At 54.9% G+C, this 17,310-nt stretch carries 11 protein-coding genes; 2 read left to right on the top strand and 9 right to left on the bottom strand.

Going from position 1 to position 17,310, the window contains the following annotated elements:
* The first annotated feature begins 80 nt into the window (after positions 1-80).
* Positions 81-4,022, top strand: coding sequence for a hybrid sensor histidine kinase/response regulator (locus tag ACT3RU_RS07550; RefSeq protein WP_192527634.1), 3,942 nt, complete (start codon positions 81-83; stop codon positions 4,020-4,022).
* A 73-nt stretch (positions 4,023-4,095) separates the two neighbouring features.
* On the opposite strand, the gene ACT3RU_RS07545 is transcribed toward ACT3RU_RS07550, so the two are convergent.
* The 3 genes from ACT3RU_RS07545 to ACT3RU_RS07535 form a co-directional block, all read right to left on the bottom strand.
* Positions 4,096-4,758 carry a LuxR C-terminal-related transcriptional regulator gene (locus ACT3RU_RS07545; RefSeq protein ID WP_016916171.1) on the bottom strand — a complete coding sequence of 221 codons (663 nt, stop codon included), beginning with the start codon at positions 4,756-4,758 and terminating at the stop codon, positions 4,096-4,098.
* Positions 4,759-5,030: 272 nt separating this feature from the next.
* Positions 5,031-6,980: an acetate--CoA ligase gene (acs, locus tag ACT3RU_RS07540; protein ID WP_087105991.1), complete on the bottom strand. Its 1,950-nt coding sequence runs from the start codon at positions 6,978-6,980 to the stop codon at positions 5,031-5,033.
* Between the two features lie 170 nt (positions 6,981-7,150).
* Positions 7,151-7,732 carry a SprT family zinc-dependent metalloprotease gene (locus ACT3RU_RS07535; protein WP_192527633.1) on the bottom strand — a complete coding sequence of 194 codons (582 nt, stop codon included), beginning with the start codon at positions 7,730-7,732 and terminating at the stop codon, positions 7,151-7,153.
* A 69-nt stretch (positions 7,733-7,801) separates the two neighbouring features.
* On the opposite strand from ACT3RU_RS07535, the gene ACT3RU_RS07530 reads away from it, so the two are divergent.
* Complete coding sequence (locus ACT3RU_RS07530) at positions 7,802-8,470, top strand: YecA/YgfB family protein (RefSeq protein WP_087105988.1); 669 nt, start codon at positions 7,802-7,804, stop codon at positions 8,468-8,470.
* 26 nt (positions 8,471-8,496) lie between these two features.
* On the opposite strand, the gene ACT3RU_RS07525 is transcribed toward ACT3RU_RS07530, so the two are convergent.
* The 6 genes from ACT3RU_RS07525 to aceE all read right to left on the bottom strand — a co-directional run bounded on the left by ACT3RU_RS07525 (position 8,497) and on the right by aceE (position 16,929).
* The gene (locus ACT3RU_RS07525; RefSeq protein ID WP_192527632.1) at positions 8,497-9,624 is read right to left on the bottom strand and encodes a phospholipase D-like domain-containing protein; all 1,128 of its coding nucleotides are present in this window, start codon (positions 9,622-9,624) and stop codon (positions 8,497-8,499) included.
* Between the two features lie 50 nt (positions 9,625-9,674).
* Positions 9,675-10,382: a class I SAM-dependent methyltransferase gene (locus ACT3RU_RS07520; protein ID WP_483392651.1), complete on the bottom strand. Its 708-nt coding sequence runs from the start codon at positions 10,380-10,382 to the stop codon at positions 9,675-9,677.
* Complete coding sequence (gene tsaB, locus ACT3RU_RS07515) at positions 10,379-11,077, bottom strand: tRNA (adenosine(37)-N6)-threonylcarbamoyltransferase complex dimerization subunit type 1 TsaB (RefSeq protein WP_192527630.1); 699 nt, start codon at positions 11,075-11,077, stop codon at positions 10,379-10,381. Before tsaB ends, ACT3RU_RS07520 begins: the two co-directional genes overlap by 4 nt.
* A 105-nt stretch (positions 11,078-11,182) precedes the next feature.
* Positions 11,183-11,836: an adenylate kinase gene (adk, locus tag ACT3RU_RS07510; RefSeq protein ID WP_192527629.1), complete on the bottom strand. Its 654-nt coding sequence runs from the start codon at positions 11,834-11,836 to the stop codon at positions 11,183-11,185.
* A gap of 309 nt (positions 11,837-12,145) precedes the next feature.
* Positions 12,146-14,197, bottom strand: coding sequence for a dihydrolipoyllysine-residue acetyltransferase (gene aceF / locus ACT3RU_RS07505; RefSeq protein WP_483392650.1), 2,052 nt, complete (start codon positions 14,195-14,197; stop codon positions 12,146-12,148).
* Positions 14,198-14,256: 59 nt separating this feature from the next.
* Positions 14,257-16,929 carry a pyruvate dehydrogenase (acetyl-transferring), homodimeric type gene (gene aceE / locus ACT3RU_RS07500; protein ID WP_192527627.1) on the bottom strand — a complete coding sequence of 891 codons (2,673 nt, stop codon included), beginning with the start codon at positions 16,927-16,929 and terminating at the stop codon, positions 14,257-14,259.
* Positions 16,930-17,310 lie beyond the last annotated feature (381 nt).

The following is a 17,310-nucleotide window of genomic DNA, read 5'->3' as shown; positions in this document are numbered from 1 at the left end:
AGCGTTGCTCTTCGCCTAGAATGGGCCTCTTTACACGCGCCGCTCGCTGGGCGAGATAAACGTTGGTGGGGGAAATAGGCATGTTTCACGGTGGGCTGCTGGTCGCGGTATCCTTTCTTTATATCGCGATTCTCTTCGGTATTGCCTGGCACGGCGACCGCCGTGCCCGTACCCACGGCGCCAGCCGCCGACGCCCCCTCATGTATAGCCTGGCGCTGGCCATTTACTGCACCTCCTGGACATTTTACGGCGCAGTAGGCCAGGCAGCCACGGCAGGCTGGTCCTTTGCGAGTATTTTTGTTGGTCCAATCCTGACATTTTTACTGTTTTGGCCGGTTCTGGCCAAAATGATTCGCGTTGCCAAGCATCAAAACGTCACCTCTATCGCGGACTTTATCGCCTCGCGCTACGGAAAGACTCAGTCGCTTGCCGCGTTTGCAAGCCTGGTCGCGCTGATCGGAACGCTTCCCTATATCGCGCTACAGCTAAAGGCCGTCTCGACCACGTTTAGCGTACTAACCGATGCCAGCGATAGCGTGGGAAGCCCGCTCTTTGGCGACACCGCCTTTTATGTAGCCGTTATTATGGCAGTCTTTGCCATTTTGTTTGGTACCCGTCATACCGATGCGACCGAGCACCATGAAGGCTTGATTCATGCCGTCGCGTTTGAATCCATCGTCAAACTTGTCGCATTTATTGTGCTAGGCGCGTTTGTTACCTGGGGTATGTTCGGTGGCTTGGGCGAGCTAATGGGGCACGCAGAGAGCCAGCTTGGCCTTCAACGTCAGCTCGCCAACCAGGACTTCGGCCAAAGCTTTTGGGCACAAACGCTGCTCGCGATGCTGGCGATCCTCTGCCTGCCACGTCAATTTCATGTGGCCGTGGTTGAAAATATTCACCCAGATGACGCCACAAAAGCCCGTTGGCTGTTTCCGCTTTATCTGTTGGCTATCGCTTTTTTCGTTGTGCCCTTGGCAGCAGCCGGATTACTGCTCTTTTCAGAGAGCGGCGTAGAGCCTGATACCTATGTGTTGGCACTTTCCATGGCCTCGGGCCATGAGTGGCTAACGCTGCTGACCTTCATTGGCGGGTTCTCAGCCGCCACCGGCATGGTAATTGTTGCAGCGGTCGCCGTTTCCATCATGATTTCCAATGAAATTGTTATCCCGGCCCTGTTTCGGTTGCGCTGGTTTGATACCAAAGCCCGCGACTACGGACGCTTGGTCCTGCGAGCCCGTCGCATCACCATTGCTGTCGTGTTGGCGATGTCCTACGGCTTTTACCGACTAATCGCCGAGCTCACTTCGCTTGCGTCTATCGGCATGCTCTCCTTTGCGGCCGCCGCGCAGTTTGCCCCTGCCGTCATTGGCGGGCTTTACTGGAAACGCGGTAACCGGCTGGGCGTTATCGTGGGGATGAACGCAGGCTTTGCCATCTGGGTTTACAGTCTCTTGATGCCCGCCATGACGAATGCCGGCGTGCTGCCCTTGGCATGGCTCTCTGACGGCCCTATGGGAATTGCCTGGCTCTCTCCCACCGGCCTTTTTGGCCTGAATCTGGGCGATAGCTTTACCCATGGTGTCATGCTATCGCTGGGCATTAACCTGTTTTGCTATATCTTCATCTCTCAGGTGACCTCGCAGCGAGTGGTTGAGCGTATCCAGGCCTCGCTATTTGTCGATAGTGTTGAAACTCGCCAGACCTCGGTGAACCGCCCGTGGACAGGTGCCACTACGGTGGGTGACCTAAAGGTATTATGTGAGCGCTTTTTGGGCGCAAGCCAGGTGGAACGGGCATTTGAGGATTATGCGCGCCGCCTGGGCAAGCCACTGGACTACAGCACACGTGCATCCATTGATGTTATTCAATTTACCGAGCGATTTCTTGCCTCGGTACTCGGCGCATCATCGGCACGCATTGTCGTTAACTCAGCGCTGCAAGGACGCGGAATCGGCATTTCCGATGTTATCTCTATTGTTGATGAAGCGTCACAGGTGCTGGAGTTCAACCGGGCGCTGCTACAGGCCACTATCGAAAACATTAACCAGGGGATTAGCGTTGTTGACCAAAATCTGTGCCTGGTCGTCTGGAACCAACGCTATCTTGAGCTGTTCCGCTTTCCCGACCATTTAATTCGCGTCGGCGCACCGATTGATCGCATCTTCCGCTATAACGCTCATAACAGCGAATATGGCCCGGGCGACCCCGAAGAGCATGTCCAGCTACTGCTGGATAATATTCGCGACGGTCATCCTCATCGCTACGTGCGCTATCGTCAGGATGGCAGCGTGCTGGAAGTTCAGGGTAATCCGATGCCCGGCGGTGGATTTGTTTACACGTACCAGGATATTACCCAGCAAAAGCGGATTGAAGAGGCACTGATTCGCTCCGAAAACAATATCCGTATTTACACCGATAATGTCCCTGCGCTCATTGCCTACTTTGATAAAGAGTGCCGCTACCTGTTTACCAACCGCGCCTATGAGCAAGCGTTTAGTATTGATCGAAATGCGGTGATTGGCCGGCGCTTTGAGGATGTGTTGTCACTTAAGCAGTCAGAAGAGCGTGGCCCTTGGGTCGCCCGAGCACTGAACGGAGAGCGGGTAAGTTTTGAAGTCTCCATGCACGTCAACGATGTCATGCGCCATATGCTGGTGACCTATACCCCTCACTTTGGCGACAGCCAGTCGATTCTTGGCTTTTTCTCGCTTTATCAAGATATTACCGAGCGCCGTCAAGCTGAAATAGCGCTTGAAGAGACCAATGAAACACTAGAAGAGCGCGTTCGCGAGCGCACCCAAGCGCTTTCTGAAGCCAACGCCGCCCTGCGTCAGGAGAACCGTGTTCGCGCCGAGGCCGAGCAGGCCCTGCGTCAAGCCAAGCAACTGGCGGAAGATGCCAATGCCTCCAAGACACGCTTTTTGGCGGCAGCAAGCCACGATTTATTGCAGCCGCTGAATGCTGCTCGACTGTTTACGTCAGCGCTTATGCAAAACGTAACCACTCCAGATACGCAGCGTACCATCGGACATATTGATAACTCGCTACAGGCCGCTGAAGAGCTGTTGAGCACGTTGCTGGATATCTCCAAACTGGACGCCGGCGCGCTGACACCGCGCCGCAGCCACTTTGCACTCGCCGATATATTCCGCCCGCTGCGCGCTGAATTTGAAGTCATGGCCGATAACCGCGGCCTGGATCTCAACGTTGTGCCAACCCAGCTATGGGTTGATTCGGACCCGCAGATGCTGCGTCGAATCGTGCAAAACTTCCTCTCCAACGCGGTGCGTTATACGCAGGATGGGCATGTGCTACTGGGCTGTCGTCGCCAAGGGCAACGGCTTTTAATAGAAGTCTGGGACAGCGGCCCCGGCATCCCCGAGTCCAAGCTCACGGAAATCTTCCAGGAGTTCCGCCGTCTGGATCAGGTATCGCGCCACAAGGAGAGTGAAAAAGGCCTGGGGCTTGGGCTCTCAATTGCCGACCGCATGAGCCGAGTGCTTGACCATCCGATTAAGGTTCGCTCCTGGGAAGGGACGGGCACGGTGTTCTCAGTCAGCGTGCCCATCGTAGCGGCCAGGGAAATCACCGCTGCCGAGCAAGAGCCTACCAATCGGCGCAGCGGCAATAAGCTAGCCGGTGCACGCATTGTGTGTATCGACAATGAAACCCTGATTTTGGAAGGCATGACCGCCATGCTCAGCGGCTGGGGGTGTGAAGTCTTTACCGCCACCAGCATTGGGGGCGCTAAATCCATCCTGCGCAACATGGATGGCGACCCGGATGCAATCCTCGCTGACTATCACCTGGATAATGAAGTGACAGGTTTGATGGCTCTGGACGCACTGAGCGAGCGTTTATCGGGCGCGGTGCCCGGCATTGTGATTACCGCTGACCGTACCGAAGCCGTTGCGGATAAGGTCAAACGCGACGGCTATCAACTGCTGCTGAAACCGGTAAAACCTGCCGCCCTTCGTGCGCTATTGACCCGCACGTTGCAGGCCAGCCGGGCCAATACATAGCCTATATGTACCGCAGAAAAAAACCCGCTTACGTTGCGCGTAAGCGGGTTTTTTAATCACGCTACGAGAGCGTTTATGACTCGACTTTAGGCGGCTCGACTTCCAGTTTTTGAGCCGCAATGACCGCTTGTGTGCGCGAATGAACGCCCAGCTTGCGTAAAATCGCCGTCACATGGGCTTTAATCGTTGCTTCAGAAACGTTGAGCTCGTAGGCAATCTGCTTATTGAGCAGCCCTTCGGTTAGCATATTCAACACACGAAACTGCTGGGGCGTTAACGAAGCAATCGCTTCGGCAAAGCGCGATTCCTCTTCACTGGTCTCTTCCAACACGTTAGCCAACGCTTCAGGCAACCAGACTTCACCCTGAAGAATTTCGCCTACCGCTTCAGCAATCAGCTGCAACGACGATGATTTAGGAATAAAGCCCGAAGCACCGTAGTCAATTGCCCGCCGCACGACGTAAGGTTCATCACTGCCCGATACCACAGCCACCGGAATATCCGGCATTTGGCCGCGCAACTGAATGAGCCCTGAAAAGCCATGCGCACCAGGCATGTGCAAGTCCAGCAATATCAGGTCGGCATCAGGATGGCGATTGACCACTTCCGTTGTGGCTTCCATGGTGTCGGCTTCGACAATCTCAGCCTGCGGGGCTAATTGGCGCAAGGCCTGAGTGAGCGCTGCACGAAACAGCGGATGGTCGTCTGCAACGATAAACTTATGGGCTACTGCCATGGATATTCCTCCGGTTCCTCGTGCAGCGGAAATACGTGCCGCTACGACGCTAGGCTCAAACGGTCAACGCATGGTACCCCAAGGTTTCTTCATGCCCAAGCATACCTGCATATTTTGTCATCATTATGTCACCCTTTTAAACGCAACAGTGCCGACCCTCTGGTCGGCACTACAACGCATAAGCGCAGCATGCTGCTATTTGCGCTCTTTTTGGCTGACACTCATCAACTTACGTAGCACTCATCACGCTTAAGCCACTGAGTAGTAAGCTACTATTGATTGGCTCGATGCTCAATCAATTCGTCAACCACTGAGGGGTCAGCCAGCGTGCTTGTGTCCCCCAGGCCATCACATTCGTTGGCCGCAATCTTGCGCAAGATACGCCGCATAATCTTGCCCGAGCGCGTTTTAGGCAGCCCCGGCGCCCACTGGATCACATCAGGGGAGGCAATAGGCCCAATATCTTTACGTACCCACTGGGTCAGCTCTTTCTTAAGCTCATCAGATGGCTCAATACTATCGTTCAGTGTTACATAGATATAGATGCCCTGTCCCTTGATATCGTGGGGGAAACCGACCACCGCCGCTTCAGCCACCGCCGAGTGCGCAACCAGCGAGGATTCTATTTCTGCGGTGCCCATGCGATGGCCCGACACATTAAGCACGTCATCCACACGTCCGGTAATCCAGTAATAGCCATCTTCATCACGACGGCAGCCGTCCCCGGTGAAGTACATGCCATCGTAGGTGGCGAAGTAGGTCTGCACAAAGCGTTCGTGATCGCCCCAGATAGAGCGCGCCTGCCCCGGCCAGGAATCAAGGATCACCAAATTGCCTTCGGCGACGCCTTCAAGCTGGTGGCCTTCGTTATCCACCAGTGCTGGCTGTACGCCAAAGAAGGGCAACGTGGCAGAGCCAGGTTTTAGATCCATTGCGCCTGGCAGCGGAGAAATCATGATGCCGCCGGTTTCCGTTTGCCACCAGGTATCCACAATGGGGCAATTTTCGTTGCCAATCACCCGATAAAACCACTCCCAGGCTTCCGGGTTAATCGGCTCACCTACCGAACCCAGCAGGCGCAGACTATCGCGTGAGCTGGTGCTCATCACGTTGTCACCGTGGGCCATCAGAGCACGCACGGCAGTGGGCGCGGTGTACAGAATGTTGACCTTATGCTTATCAACAATTTCACCCAAGCGACCGTGAGTCGGATAGCTGGGCACGCCTTCAAACATCAACGTGGTCGCACCGTTGGCAAGCGGCCCGTAGACGATATAGCTGTGTCCGGTCACCCAGCCCACATCAGCGCTGCACCAATAGACCTCACCCTCTTGGTAATCAAACACATACTGGTGGGTCATGGCGGCGTAGGTAAGGTAGCCACCCGTCGTGTGCTTAAGTCCTTTAGGCGCACCTGTTGAGCCAGACGTATACAGGATAAACAGCGGATCTTCGGCGCCCATCGGCTCGGCGTCGCACACGGCTTGCTGTCGATCAACCAATTCATCAAACCAGAGATCGCGGCCTTCTTTCCAGTCGATGTCACCGCCGGTACGTTTTACGACCAGCACGTTCTTGCAGACGTCGGTGCCTTCGCGGGTAAGTGCTGAATCGACGTTCTCCTTGAGCGGCACGTGTTTGCCACCGCGCACTGACTCGTCGGCGGTAATAATCAGTTTGGAATCGGCACCAATAATCCGCTGGGCTACCGCATCGGGCGAGAAGCCACCAAAGACGACCGAGTGGACCGCACCAATCCGCGCGCAGGCAAGCATCGCCATGGCCGCTTCAGGGATCATGGGCATGTACATCGTCACCGTATCGCCTTTCTCAACACCCAGCGATTTCAGGGCATTGGCCAATTGGCAGGTGCGCTCATGCAGTTCACGGTAGGTAATATGCTTGGATTCATCAGGATTATCGCCTTCCCAGATAATCGCCGTTTGATCGCCGCGCTGTTCAAGGTGCCGGTCAAGGCAGTTGGCACTCACGTTGAGTACGCCATCCTCAAACCACCGGATATCCACATTATCCCGTTTAAATGAGGTGTTCTTGATGATGGTTGGCACTTTAATCCAATCAAGACGCTTGGCCTGCTCTGCCCAGAAACCTTCGGGGTCATCCTTGGACTGCTGGTACATGGCCGTGAACTTTTCTTTATCGGCCCAGGCGTTGGCGGCGATAGCATCGCGCACCGGATAGACGTTTTGATGTTCGCTCATAGTTGCCTCATGTCCGTGGAAACGCACTCTCAATAGGAATGTAGTCGGTATTATTCTTTGTTGCCCCGACACCACTGAATGTTCCCCTAGCATAAACCTCCCTTAGGCGGCTTCCTCTTAGACATTGGTATTAACATTTTTTATTTAAAAAACAGAAACTTGGATGACTTTCAACAATTATCGTAAGCGCTATAGACCAACGTCTCCTGGCAATGACGACAGCGATAGCGGCGCCCTTTGTTAACTAGCGCATGACGCCTGGCCGTCAACGGGTGTTCACGGCAGGCGCACTGATAGCGGTAAGGGGTGGGCTGAGCCTTATGAACGTCGAAGCGGTGGGTAACGTGAGGGGCTAGCCCAAACAAGTCCCGCATCACGGTTTTCCACTCTTGCCCATGCGGTTTTAAGCGTCGCCCATCACGTAGATGAAACACCAGCCAATGCGCCATCTCATGCGGAATCACATCGTTAAAGAACGCAGTACGATTGTCACCAAGCAAAATAAAATTAAACCGCAGGCCACCGCGCCCCAAATGGGCTTGCCCCGCTGAAGCGCCCTTTAAATCAAACCATACGCGGGGCCGCGGCAACTGCGGATACACTTCCAGGCAGCGCTGCCACGCTTGCTCGACCCGGCTTAATGCCGCTTTTTGTAGCGCCTCGGGTGACAGCGCCGCCAATTCCTCTTCCGGCCAGGGCGGCAGCGGCAATGTGCCCGTTAGCGATGCACCTATTAGTGATAAACTTGTCATTAATGAATGCCTAAATGATGGTTACCCATTAGTATCATTTTTTAAACGACCCAACCCATGAGGCTTGCTATGGCAGAGCGCCCCGACGATGCAAACGCGCCAGAGACTGTCCCTCCGCAGCCACTGCTGACCGATGAGCAGCTCGACAGGCTGGATGATTTCCTCGACTCAGACCAGGTCGATGAAGACGCGCTGGACTTGATCTCCGCCCACGGCTTTCTCGTGGCACTCGCGGTAGCCCCCAGCGAAGTATCACCGGCACAGTGGCTCGTTGAGCTGTTTCAAGGCGAACCGCGCTATGCCGATGATAACGAGCGCAATGAAATTGTTAATCTGTTAACCCTGCTGCGCAACAACGCAATGGCCGTGCTGGAGCAAGGCGGACTTCCTGAACTGCCTTTTGATTTAACCCTGGATGGGCTGCCTGCGGAAGAAACACCGATTGGCGACTGGTGTGCGGGCTTTATGGAAGGCGTCTTCAGCGATGAAAGCGCCTGGTTCCAGGAGGATGAAGAAGCCGCGGCAACACTGCTTTTGCCCTTTATGCTGCTTTCCGGGCTATTTGATGATGAGCCCGACATGGCCGAGATGGCAAGCGACACTGCACACCAGGAAACCCTGGTAGCGCAATTGCCAGAGCTCGTGCTTGATTTGTATTTACATTACCGCGTTCCACCGGAAACGCCCAAACCCAAGCCGCGCAAAAAAACGCCTGCCAAGAGCCGCAAGCGCCGCTAAGTCAGTGTTAATTCAACCCAGTATCGTTACTTAAGCCGGGTAATCACTGAATCCAGCGTACCAAATATCCATTCAAAGGCGCGCTGCTTCCAGGAGCGCGCGGCCCACTCCTCGGCCAGCACTTCCTTGCTGGCCGAAAAATTACGCTCAAACATAGCGCACACATCCTGAGCAAGCCGCTCGTCCATAACTTCCTGATTGGCCTCCAGGTTCCAGTGCAGATTCCAGTGATCGAAGTTACACGAGCCAATACTCACCCAGTCATCCGCGAGTACAAATTTGGCATGAATAAACGTCGGCTGGAATTCGTAAATGCGTACGCCCGCTTTAAGCATCGACTGATAAAAACGTTGTCCTGCGTAACGCACGCTGGGGTGGTCATGCTTCGCACCGGGCAGCAAAAGGCGTACGTCCACGCCCCGCTTTGCGGCACGTGCCAAGCGGCGGCGCAGCGTAAACGTAGGCACAAAATAGGGCGTACAGAGCCAAAGGCGCTCCTGAACGCCGTGTACTTGCCGATAAAGCGAGTGACGAATCGCCTGATACCGGTAGCCCCGGCCCTGTATAACGCGGCCAGTTGCTCCACCATCGAACGCTTCTGCATGGCGCTGTTTGGGAAGCGGCTCAGCAGGGCGCTTGTCCTCTGAGCGCGTTAAACGCGAGCGCCAAAGGCTGCGAAAAAGCATCTCCCAGTCGGCGATGACCGGACCTTCAATACGCACGGCAATGTCGTACCATGCCTCTAAAAATTCATCGACGGCGCCAAACCCACCGGTAAAAGCTATTTGCCCATCGACCACTATAATTTTGCGGTGGTCACGACTAAGGTTCCGGGCCAATGAGTGTAGCCCCACCGGATTGAAAAAGCGCAGCGCCACGCCCGCGTCAAGAAGTCGCTCGCGGTCGCTGCTAGCAAGCCCCTTGGAACCAAAGCCATCCAACAGCAGATACACCCTTACACCCCGCTGGGTTGCCGTTGTAAGTGCTTGTATCACCTGGTCAGCAAGCGCCCCCGACTCCATCAAGTAAAGCTCAACCAAGACATAGTGATTGGCGTGGTTGATGGCTTCAAGCATGGCGGGTAGAAAGCGAGACGCCTCGGGCAGCAGGGTAAACCGATTGCCCGCATGCCATGTCAGGGGCTGATACTTCATAGCGCTCTGCTCCTGATTAAATACGTCGTGAATGAGTAATGCGCATCGGCTCAACGATGAAGCGACTGCTTAACATAGAGATCATAGCGGCTGGTCTTTCCCTCCAGCACATGCTGAGGCGCGGGGCCTGCAATCGGAGGGGCTTTACGGGGACGTTTTACCACCACTCGGTGTGTCGCTACCTCCAGGGCGGCCTCCAACAAACGAGGCGCATCATCATCATCGCCCGCCAGCTCGCGAAACAGGCGCATCTCTTTTTTGACCAGCGCCGATTTTTCTCGATGTGGAAACATCGGGTCCAAGTGCACGACCTGTGGATCAAACGCGGCATCGGCGACCAACGCTTCAAGCGACTGAGCCGCGTCGCCATGACGCAAGGTCATGCGAGCGATGATATCAGCGATATCATGCGCTTTAGCGGCTCTCAGCAGGCCGTCTTCCAACAGCGCGGCAATCGCGCTGACACGCTCAACCAGCAGCACATGAGCGCCCAGTGCGGCCAGTACAAAGGCATCCCGACCAAGCCCCGCCGTCGCATCGACAACGCTGGGCGTCACGCCTTTAGCAAGCCCACACGCTTTGGCAACCAGTTGGCCTCGCCCACCGCCAAACTGACGCCGATGGGCTGCTTTACCCGCCACAAAATCAACGCTTAGCGGTTTACCATAGCGTTTTTCATCCCCTGCCAGTACTAAACGCCCCTCGCAATACGTAAGCGCCAGTCCTTCTGGGAGTACGGCCTTTTCAGGCAGGCTCATGCTGGCTTTTTCCAGGCAACGTTATTGCGCAAATACACCGGCTGAGCCAGATGAGCCGGCTGACCTAACCCTGCTGCTAAATCATCGGCACCCAACCAGGCCATTTCTTCAGCGCGAGGTTCCATATCAACCAGGTGCTGGCTCATGCGCACTTGCACCGTGGCTGCAAAGCGCTCCCAAAGCGTAAAACCTGAGCCTACGCCGACCCAGTCAGTTTCATCTTCAGGTAGCGAAAACGCTTCCGGGGCCAACACGGCTTCAGCTTGCTCCAGACTCACGCTATCGTTCAAACAGTGCCATGTGGCCGCGTAGATCTCGCCCATACGCGCATCCAGAGCAGTGACGATATAGCGAAAGTGAAAGCGCCGATGGGCCTGGAGAGCCAACGCCTTGAGCGTTGAGACACCGAGTAATGGGCGGTCCAAACCAAAGGCCAGGCCTTGTGCCGTTCCGGTAGCGATTCTCAGCCCGGTAAATGAGCCCGGCCCTTGTCCAAAGGCAATGGCGTCGAGCGTCGCCGGTGTAATCTGCGCTTCAGCTAACAGCTCGTCCACCATCGGCATTAACCGCCGAGTATGCGCACGCGGCGTCATCTCGTAGCGCGCTAGACATTCGCGGTCAGCGCCGTTCTGACGTAGCAGTGCTACCGAGCAGGCGCTGGATGAGGCATCTAGCGCAAGAAGGTGTAACGACATAGCAATTCCGCACTCGTGATAAGTATTCGAACATTATACCTTTAGTGCACCCATACGACGATGGCCCGCGCTTGGCGGGCCATCGGCTTAGCGAGCATCTTTTAATTAGCCAAGGGCTTCTTTTACCTGGCGCGTAATATCGGCAACGCTGCCTACGCCTTCAATACGGTGGTACTGGGGCGCTGCTTCAGCGTCCTTGTCTGCCCACTGCTGGTAGTAATCCACCAGCGGTGCCGTTTGATCGTGATAAACCGACAAGCGGTTACGCACGGTTGATTCCTGGTCATCTTCACGCTGAATAAGCTGCTCGCCCGTTACATCGTCTTTGCCTGGCTCTTTAGGCGGATTATGATCGACGTGGTAAACACGCCCGGATGCCGGGTGAACGCGGCGACCTGCCAGGCGGTTGACAATTTCTTCATCCGGGACAGCGATTTCAAGCACGTGGTCAATCTTCACGCCACCCTCTTTCATGGCATCGGCCTGAGGGATGGTGCGCGGGAACCCGTCAAACAGGAACCCGTTCTCGCAGTCTGGCTGGCTGATACGTTCTTTCACCAGGTCAATAATGATCTGATCGGACACCAGGCCACCACTGTTCATTATCTCTTTAACTTTTAGCCCCAGCTCGGTGCCGTCTTTGATGGCCGCGCGTAGCATATCCCCGGTGGAAATCTGAGGAATCTTGAACTGCTCGCAAATATATTGAGCTTGAGTCCCTTTCCCCGCGCCGGGGGCACCCAATAAGATTAAACGCATGGCCACTGCTCCTTGAATGTAAAACGCAATAAAATGAATTAACCGACAATAACCGGGCCACTCATGCGGCACAACTCCCCAAAAGCCTGAGAAGGGTATTTTTGTAAGATTTTTTTAAATAAAACAGCCAAGTGATGCAAGCCTCGCGCACTAGCTGCCTCGTTTGAAGTGCTAAACGCAAACGGCGCCCATCACTGGGCGCCGTTGACTAAACCTTATTGCAGCTACTTTCTCATATACTTCTTCGTGGATTGCCGTGATACCGCATCAAACAGCGCCACGACAATCCACATCATGCCGACAACCTGATTACAGCAACAAGCGGCGAATATCGGTCAACACATCCGCCAGGAATGCCGTGAAACGCGCAGCATCCGCACCGTTAATTGCTCGGTGATCATAGGAAAGCGACAGCGGCATCATTAAGCGCGGCTGGAAGGCACTGCCATCCCAAACCGGCTTCATTTGGGCTTTGGAAACACCCAAAATAGCCACCTCAGGCGCATTCACGATCGGTGTAAACGCTGTGCCACCAATCGAACCGAGGCTCGAAATAGTGAAGCAGCCACCGGTCATCTCTTCCCGCTTGAGCTTCTTGGTTTGTGCCTTTTTACCCAGCTCTGCCATGTCCTTGGCAATCTCGATCAAGGACTTCTTATCGGCATCACGTAGTACCGGCACCATCAAGCCATCAGGGGTATCAACAGCAATACCGATATGAACGTAGTTCTTCCATACCAGCGTTTCGCCATCGCCTTTTAAGCTGACGTTAAACTGCGGGAATTTACGCAGTGCAAAGGCACACGCTTTCACCAGGAAGGGCAGCAGGGTTAACTTGGCCCCCTGCGCTTCGGCTTCGGCTTTCATCGACTTACGGAAGTTCTCAAGCTCGGTAATATCCGCTTCGTCAAACTGGGTCACGTGTGGCACGTTGAGCCAGCTACGATGCAGATTGGTCGCGCCCATTTTCAACAGGCGACCCATCGGCTTCTCTTCCACTTCACCGAACTGGCTGAAGTCGACTTCCGGAATCGGCGGAATACCGGCGCCACCCGTGGCGGCAGCTGCTCCGCCCGATGCTTGCGCCTTGCCCTGGTTCGCAATGACCTGCTTCACATAGGCCTGAACGTCCTCTTTGAGCACGCGCTCTTTGGGGCCGCTGGGCTTAACCAGGCCAATGTCGACGCCAAGCTCGCGGGCCAGCATACGCACAGCTGGGCCTGCGTGTACCAACTTGCCATCACGCGGCTTGTGCGCGGCCATTTGCGCTTCAGGGCTGGGCGTACCGCCCGCGGCTGATGCACTCTGCTTGGCAGTGCTCTTTTCAGCGGTTTTCTGAGCAGTCTCCTTCTTCGGCGCTGGCTTGGAAGCGGCTTTCTTCGCGCCCGCTACTTCCATATAACCAATGATATCGCCTTCAGAGACGGTATCACCCTCTTTAACGGTCAGCTCAAGGAGCTTGCCTTTATAGGGGCTGGGAACGTCCATGGAGGCTTTATCAGATTCCAGCGTGATCAACGGATCTTCTTCGCTGATCTCATCGCCTACTGCCACACCGATTTCAATAATCGGTACGTCGGTAGAGCCGGAAATATCCGGAACGCGAATCTCCTTGCGCTCTGGCTCGCCGCTGGCCGCGTCGTCTTCGCTGTCGTCGCTGTCGTCGCTGCTGGCATCTTCAGGCTCGCTGTCGGATGCGCTCGTCTCTTCTTCAGCAGGCGATTCATCGTCAGCCTCGTCGCCACCTTCACCTTCGATTTCCATCTGGCCGATAACATCGCCTTCAGAAACCGTGTCACCTTCTTTTACGGTAAACGCGACAATTTTACCGGTATGCGGGCTCGGCACGTCCATGGAGGCTTTATCAGACTCCAGGGTGATCAGCGTATCTTCAGCGTCGATACTATCGCCTTCACTAACCGCGACTTCGATGATCTCAACGTTGTCAGAGCCGCCCAGATCGGGGACTTTGATATCCACGGTTTGCTTACCGCCCGCGGCTTTTTTAGGCGCAGGCTTGGAAGCTTCCTGAGCCTGCTCTTTTGCCGGTGCGGCGTCTTCTTTCGAGCTGTCTTCTTTGGCGCTCTCATCAGACTGGCTTTCAGACGATGTGTCGTCGCTGCCTTCCACTTCCAGCTCAACGATATCGTCGCCTTCGGAAACGGTATCGCCTTCTTTAACCAGCACTTTAACGACTTTACCGCCCTTCGGGGCCGGGATATCCATGCTGGCTTTATCAGATTCCAGCGTGATCAGGGTGTCTTCCGCTGCAATGACGTCGCCTTCCGACACCGCGATCTCGATGATTTCGACACCTTCGCTACCGCCGATGTCGGGCACTTTGATGATTTCGCTACTCAAGGTCGCGCTCCTTTCAAATCGGATCGAGCCGGCGGGTACTTAACCCGCCGGGCAGCGGTTTAACTGGTCAGCGGGTTCGGCTTGTTAGCGTCGATGCCATATTTTTGCATGGCTTCGCCAACCTGCTTACGTTCAATCTCGCCACGCTCAGCCAGTGCACGCAGGGCCGCTACAACAACGAAGTAACGATCTACCTCGAAGAAGTAACGCAGCTTCTTACGCGTGTCAGAGCGACCATAGCCATCGGTACCCAGAACAGTATAGTCACCTGGCACCCATGCACGGACCTGATCCGCATAGAGCTTCATGTAGTCCGTCGAAGCAATGACCGGACCGTCACGGCCTTCCAGACATTTCGTAACGTGCGGCTTGTTGGCCTCAACGTCCGGGTTCAGGAAGGATTCACGCTCAAGCAGCAGCGCTTCACGACGCAGTTCGTTAAAGCTGGTCACGCTCCAGATGTCAGCGCCAATACCCCAGTCTTTTTCGAGCAACTCAGCGGCAGCTTCCACTTCACGCAGAATGGTGCCAGACCCCATCAGTTGAACGCGGCCCTTGTCGCCCTTCGTCTCACGCAGCAGGTACATGCCTTTGACGATATCGTCGACCGGTACGTTTTCAAGCTCCGGATGCTCATAGTTTTCGTTCATCACGGTCAGATAGTAGAAGCAGTTCTCTTTATCAGTGAACATGCGCTTCAAGCCATCCTGAACGATGACGGCGACTTCGTGACCGTACGTGGGGTCGTAGCTACGGCAGTTAGGAATGGTCGACGCCTGGATCAAGCTGTGGCCATCCTGGTGCTGCAAACCTTCGCCGTTAAGCGTCGTACGCCCAGCGGTACCACCAACCATAAAGCCACGTGCCTGCAGGTCACCTGCGGCCCAAGCCAAGTCGCCAATGCGCTGGAAGCCAAACATCGAGTAGTAGATGTAGAACGGCAGCAGCGTAAGGTGGTTATTGCTATAAGACGTGGCAGCAGCCATCCACGCTGACATCGCGCCGGCTTCAGTAATACCTTCTTCGAGAACCTGACCTTTCTGGTCCTCGCGGTAGTACATGATTTGGCCTTTATCCATCGGCTCATACTTCTGGCCTTCGGCGGTATAAATGCCGAGCTGACGGAACATACCTTCCATACCGAAGGTACGCGCTTCATCAGGGATAATCGGAACGACCAGTTTGCCAAGCTTCTTGTCTTTAACCAAGCCATTGAGCACGCGCACAAAGGACATGGTGGTCGATACTTCACGACCTTTTGAACCCGCCATTTGCGTGGCAAAGGTTTTGTCTTCAAGCGTGGGGATTTCCAACGCTTCAAAATCGCTTTTTCGGCTGGGCAGGTAGCCGTTTAAGCGCTCGCGTTGCAGGTGCATATACTTAAGCTCGGGCGAATCATCTTCCGGCTTGTAGTACGGCACTTCCTTGAGCTGCTCATCGGAAAGCGGAATACCGAAGCGGTCGCGGAAGGTCCGCAGTGCTTCGTACTCCATGCTTTTCACCTGGTGCGCTTCGTTGGCTGCTTCGCCATCGCCGCTGCCCATACCGTAACCTTTTACCGTATGCGCCAGGATAACCGTCGGCTTACCGTTAGAGGTATTGACGGCTTCATGATAGGCCGCGTAAACCTTGAACGGGTCGTGGCCACCGCGGTTGAGCTTCCAGATATCATCATCGGAAAGATCTTTAACCATTTCTTCGGTTTCAGGATACTTACCAAAGAAGTGCTCACGGGTATAAGCGCCGCCGTTAGCCTTGTAGTTCTGGTACTCACCGTCGACCGCTTCATCCATGCGCTTTTGAAGGATACCTTTGTTATCCTTCTCAAACAGCGGATCCCAGTGGCGACCCCAAACCACCTTGATGACGTTCCAACCAGCACCGCGGAAAACGCCTTCAAACTCGTCCATTACGCGGGAGTTACCGCGTACAGGGCCGTCCAGACGCTGCAAGTTACAGTTGATAACGAAGATCAGGTTATCCAGGTTCTCACGGCCTGCCAGTGAGATGGCACCCAAGGATTCCGGCTCATCACACTCGCCATCGCCCATGAAACACCAGATCTTGCGATCGTACATGTCTTTCATTTCGCGATGATGCAGGTACTTCATCACGTGGGCTTGGTAGATCGCCTGGATTGGACCAAGGCCCATGGAGACGGTCGGGAACTGCCAGTAATCCGGCATCAGCCAAGGGTGCGGATACGACGACAAGCCATCGCCATCTACTTCCTGACGGAATCTATCCATCTGATCTTCAGACAGACGACCTTCCAGGAAGGAGCGTGCGTAAATGCCCGGCGCTACGTGACCCTGGATGTAGATCAGGTCGCCAGCGAAGTCATCTTTAGGCGCACGGAAGAAGTGGTTAAAGCCCACATCATAAAGGGTTGCCGATGACATAAAGCTGGCAATGTGGCCGCCAAGCCCGGGGTTGGCCCGGTTATTACGAATGACCTGGGCAATCGCGTTGTAGCGAATCAAGGAGCGAATGCGACGCTCCATGAACAGATCACCAGGCATCCGCGCTTCACGATGAAGCGGGATCGTGTTGCGGTGCGGGGTTGTCACCGAGAAGGGTACCTTCATCCCGTCCCGGCGCAATCGATCCGCCAGGCGGGTCATCAGGTAACGGGCGCGATCTTCGCCCTCACGATCCAGCACCGATTCCAAGGATTCCAGCCACTCCGTGGTTTCGACCGGATCGAGATCTTCTCTTGTCTCCAGACTCATAGAGGTCTCTCCGAATGACGATAAATGACATGAGCCCCGCCAACCCGTACGGGCCTGGGGCAGCTGCGGTGATTGATGGCCACCGCAGAAAAGCATTTGCGCGGTAACGCTAATGTTTTTTTAGCTCTATATTCAATGAGCTACAGACATCTGAATGTAGTAAAGCTACATAAATGTCGTAAAAGTTAGCCTTTTGTATATAGGAAGATACCGCAAAGTCGCCACGCTGCCAATTCCGGAGCAGTGGAAAAGCGTATCGAAAACAAACTATTGCGCTGCAACATAGACGTTTCGACAGTGCGACCTATTACCATTTATGCGTAGGCAGTGTAGCTAAACTACCGTTTTATTTTCTTGTCGTTGAACAACTTAATCGTCCTT

The sequence above is a fragment of the Halomonas sp. TP35 genome, from assembly GCF_052375975.1.
Taxonomy (GTDB): Bacteria; Pseudomonadota; Gammaproteobacteria; order Pseudomonadales; family Halomonadaceae; genus Vreelandella; species Vreelandella citrativorans.
The sequence above is the reverse complement of the archived record's forward strand: the minus strand, read 5'-3'. Positions and strand labels throughout refer to the sequence as shown.

Bases quoted from the DNA above. Each gene is read 5' to 3' on its own strand.
- ACT3RU_RS07550 (WP_192527634.1), top strand. From the start codon at position 81: ATGTTTCACGGTGGGCTGCTGGTCGCGGTATCCTTTCTTTATATCGCG.
- ACT3RU_RS07545 (WP_016916171.1), bottom strand. From the start codon at position 4,758: ATGGCAGTAGCCCATAAGTTTATCGTTGCAGACGACCATCCGCTGTTT.
- acs (WP_087105991.1), bottom strand. From the start codon at position 6,980: ATGAGCGAACATCAAAACGTCTATCCGGTGCGCGATGCTATCGCCGCC.
- ACT3RU_RS07535 (WP_192527633.1), bottom strand. From the start codon at position 7,732: ATGACAAGTTTATCACTAATAGGTGCATCGCTAACGGGCACATTGCCG.
- ACT3RU_RS07530 (WP_087105988.1), top strand. From the start codon at position 7,802: ATGGCAGAGCGCCCCGACGATGCAAACGCGCCAGAGACTGTCCCTCCG.
- ACT3RU_RS07525 (WP_192527632.1), bottom strand. From the start codon at position 9,624: ATGAAGTATCAGCCCCTGACATGGCATGCGGGCAATCGGTTTACCCTG.
- ACT3RU_RS07520 (WP_483392651.1), bottom strand. From the start codon at position 10,382: ATGAGCCTGCCTGAAAAGGCCGTACTCCCAGAAGGACTGGCGCTTACG.
- tsaB (WP_192527630.1), bottom strand. From the start codon at position 11,077: ATGTCGTTACACCTTCTTGCGCTAGATGCCTCATCCAGCGCCTGCTCG.
- adk (WP_192527629.1), bottom strand. From the start codon at position 11,836: ATGCGTTTAATCTTATTGGGTGCCCCCGGCGCGGGGAAAGGGACTCAA.
- aceE (WP_192527627.1), bottom strand. From the start codon at position 16,929: ATGAGTCTGGAGACAAGAGAAGATCTCGATCCGGTCGAAACCACGGAG.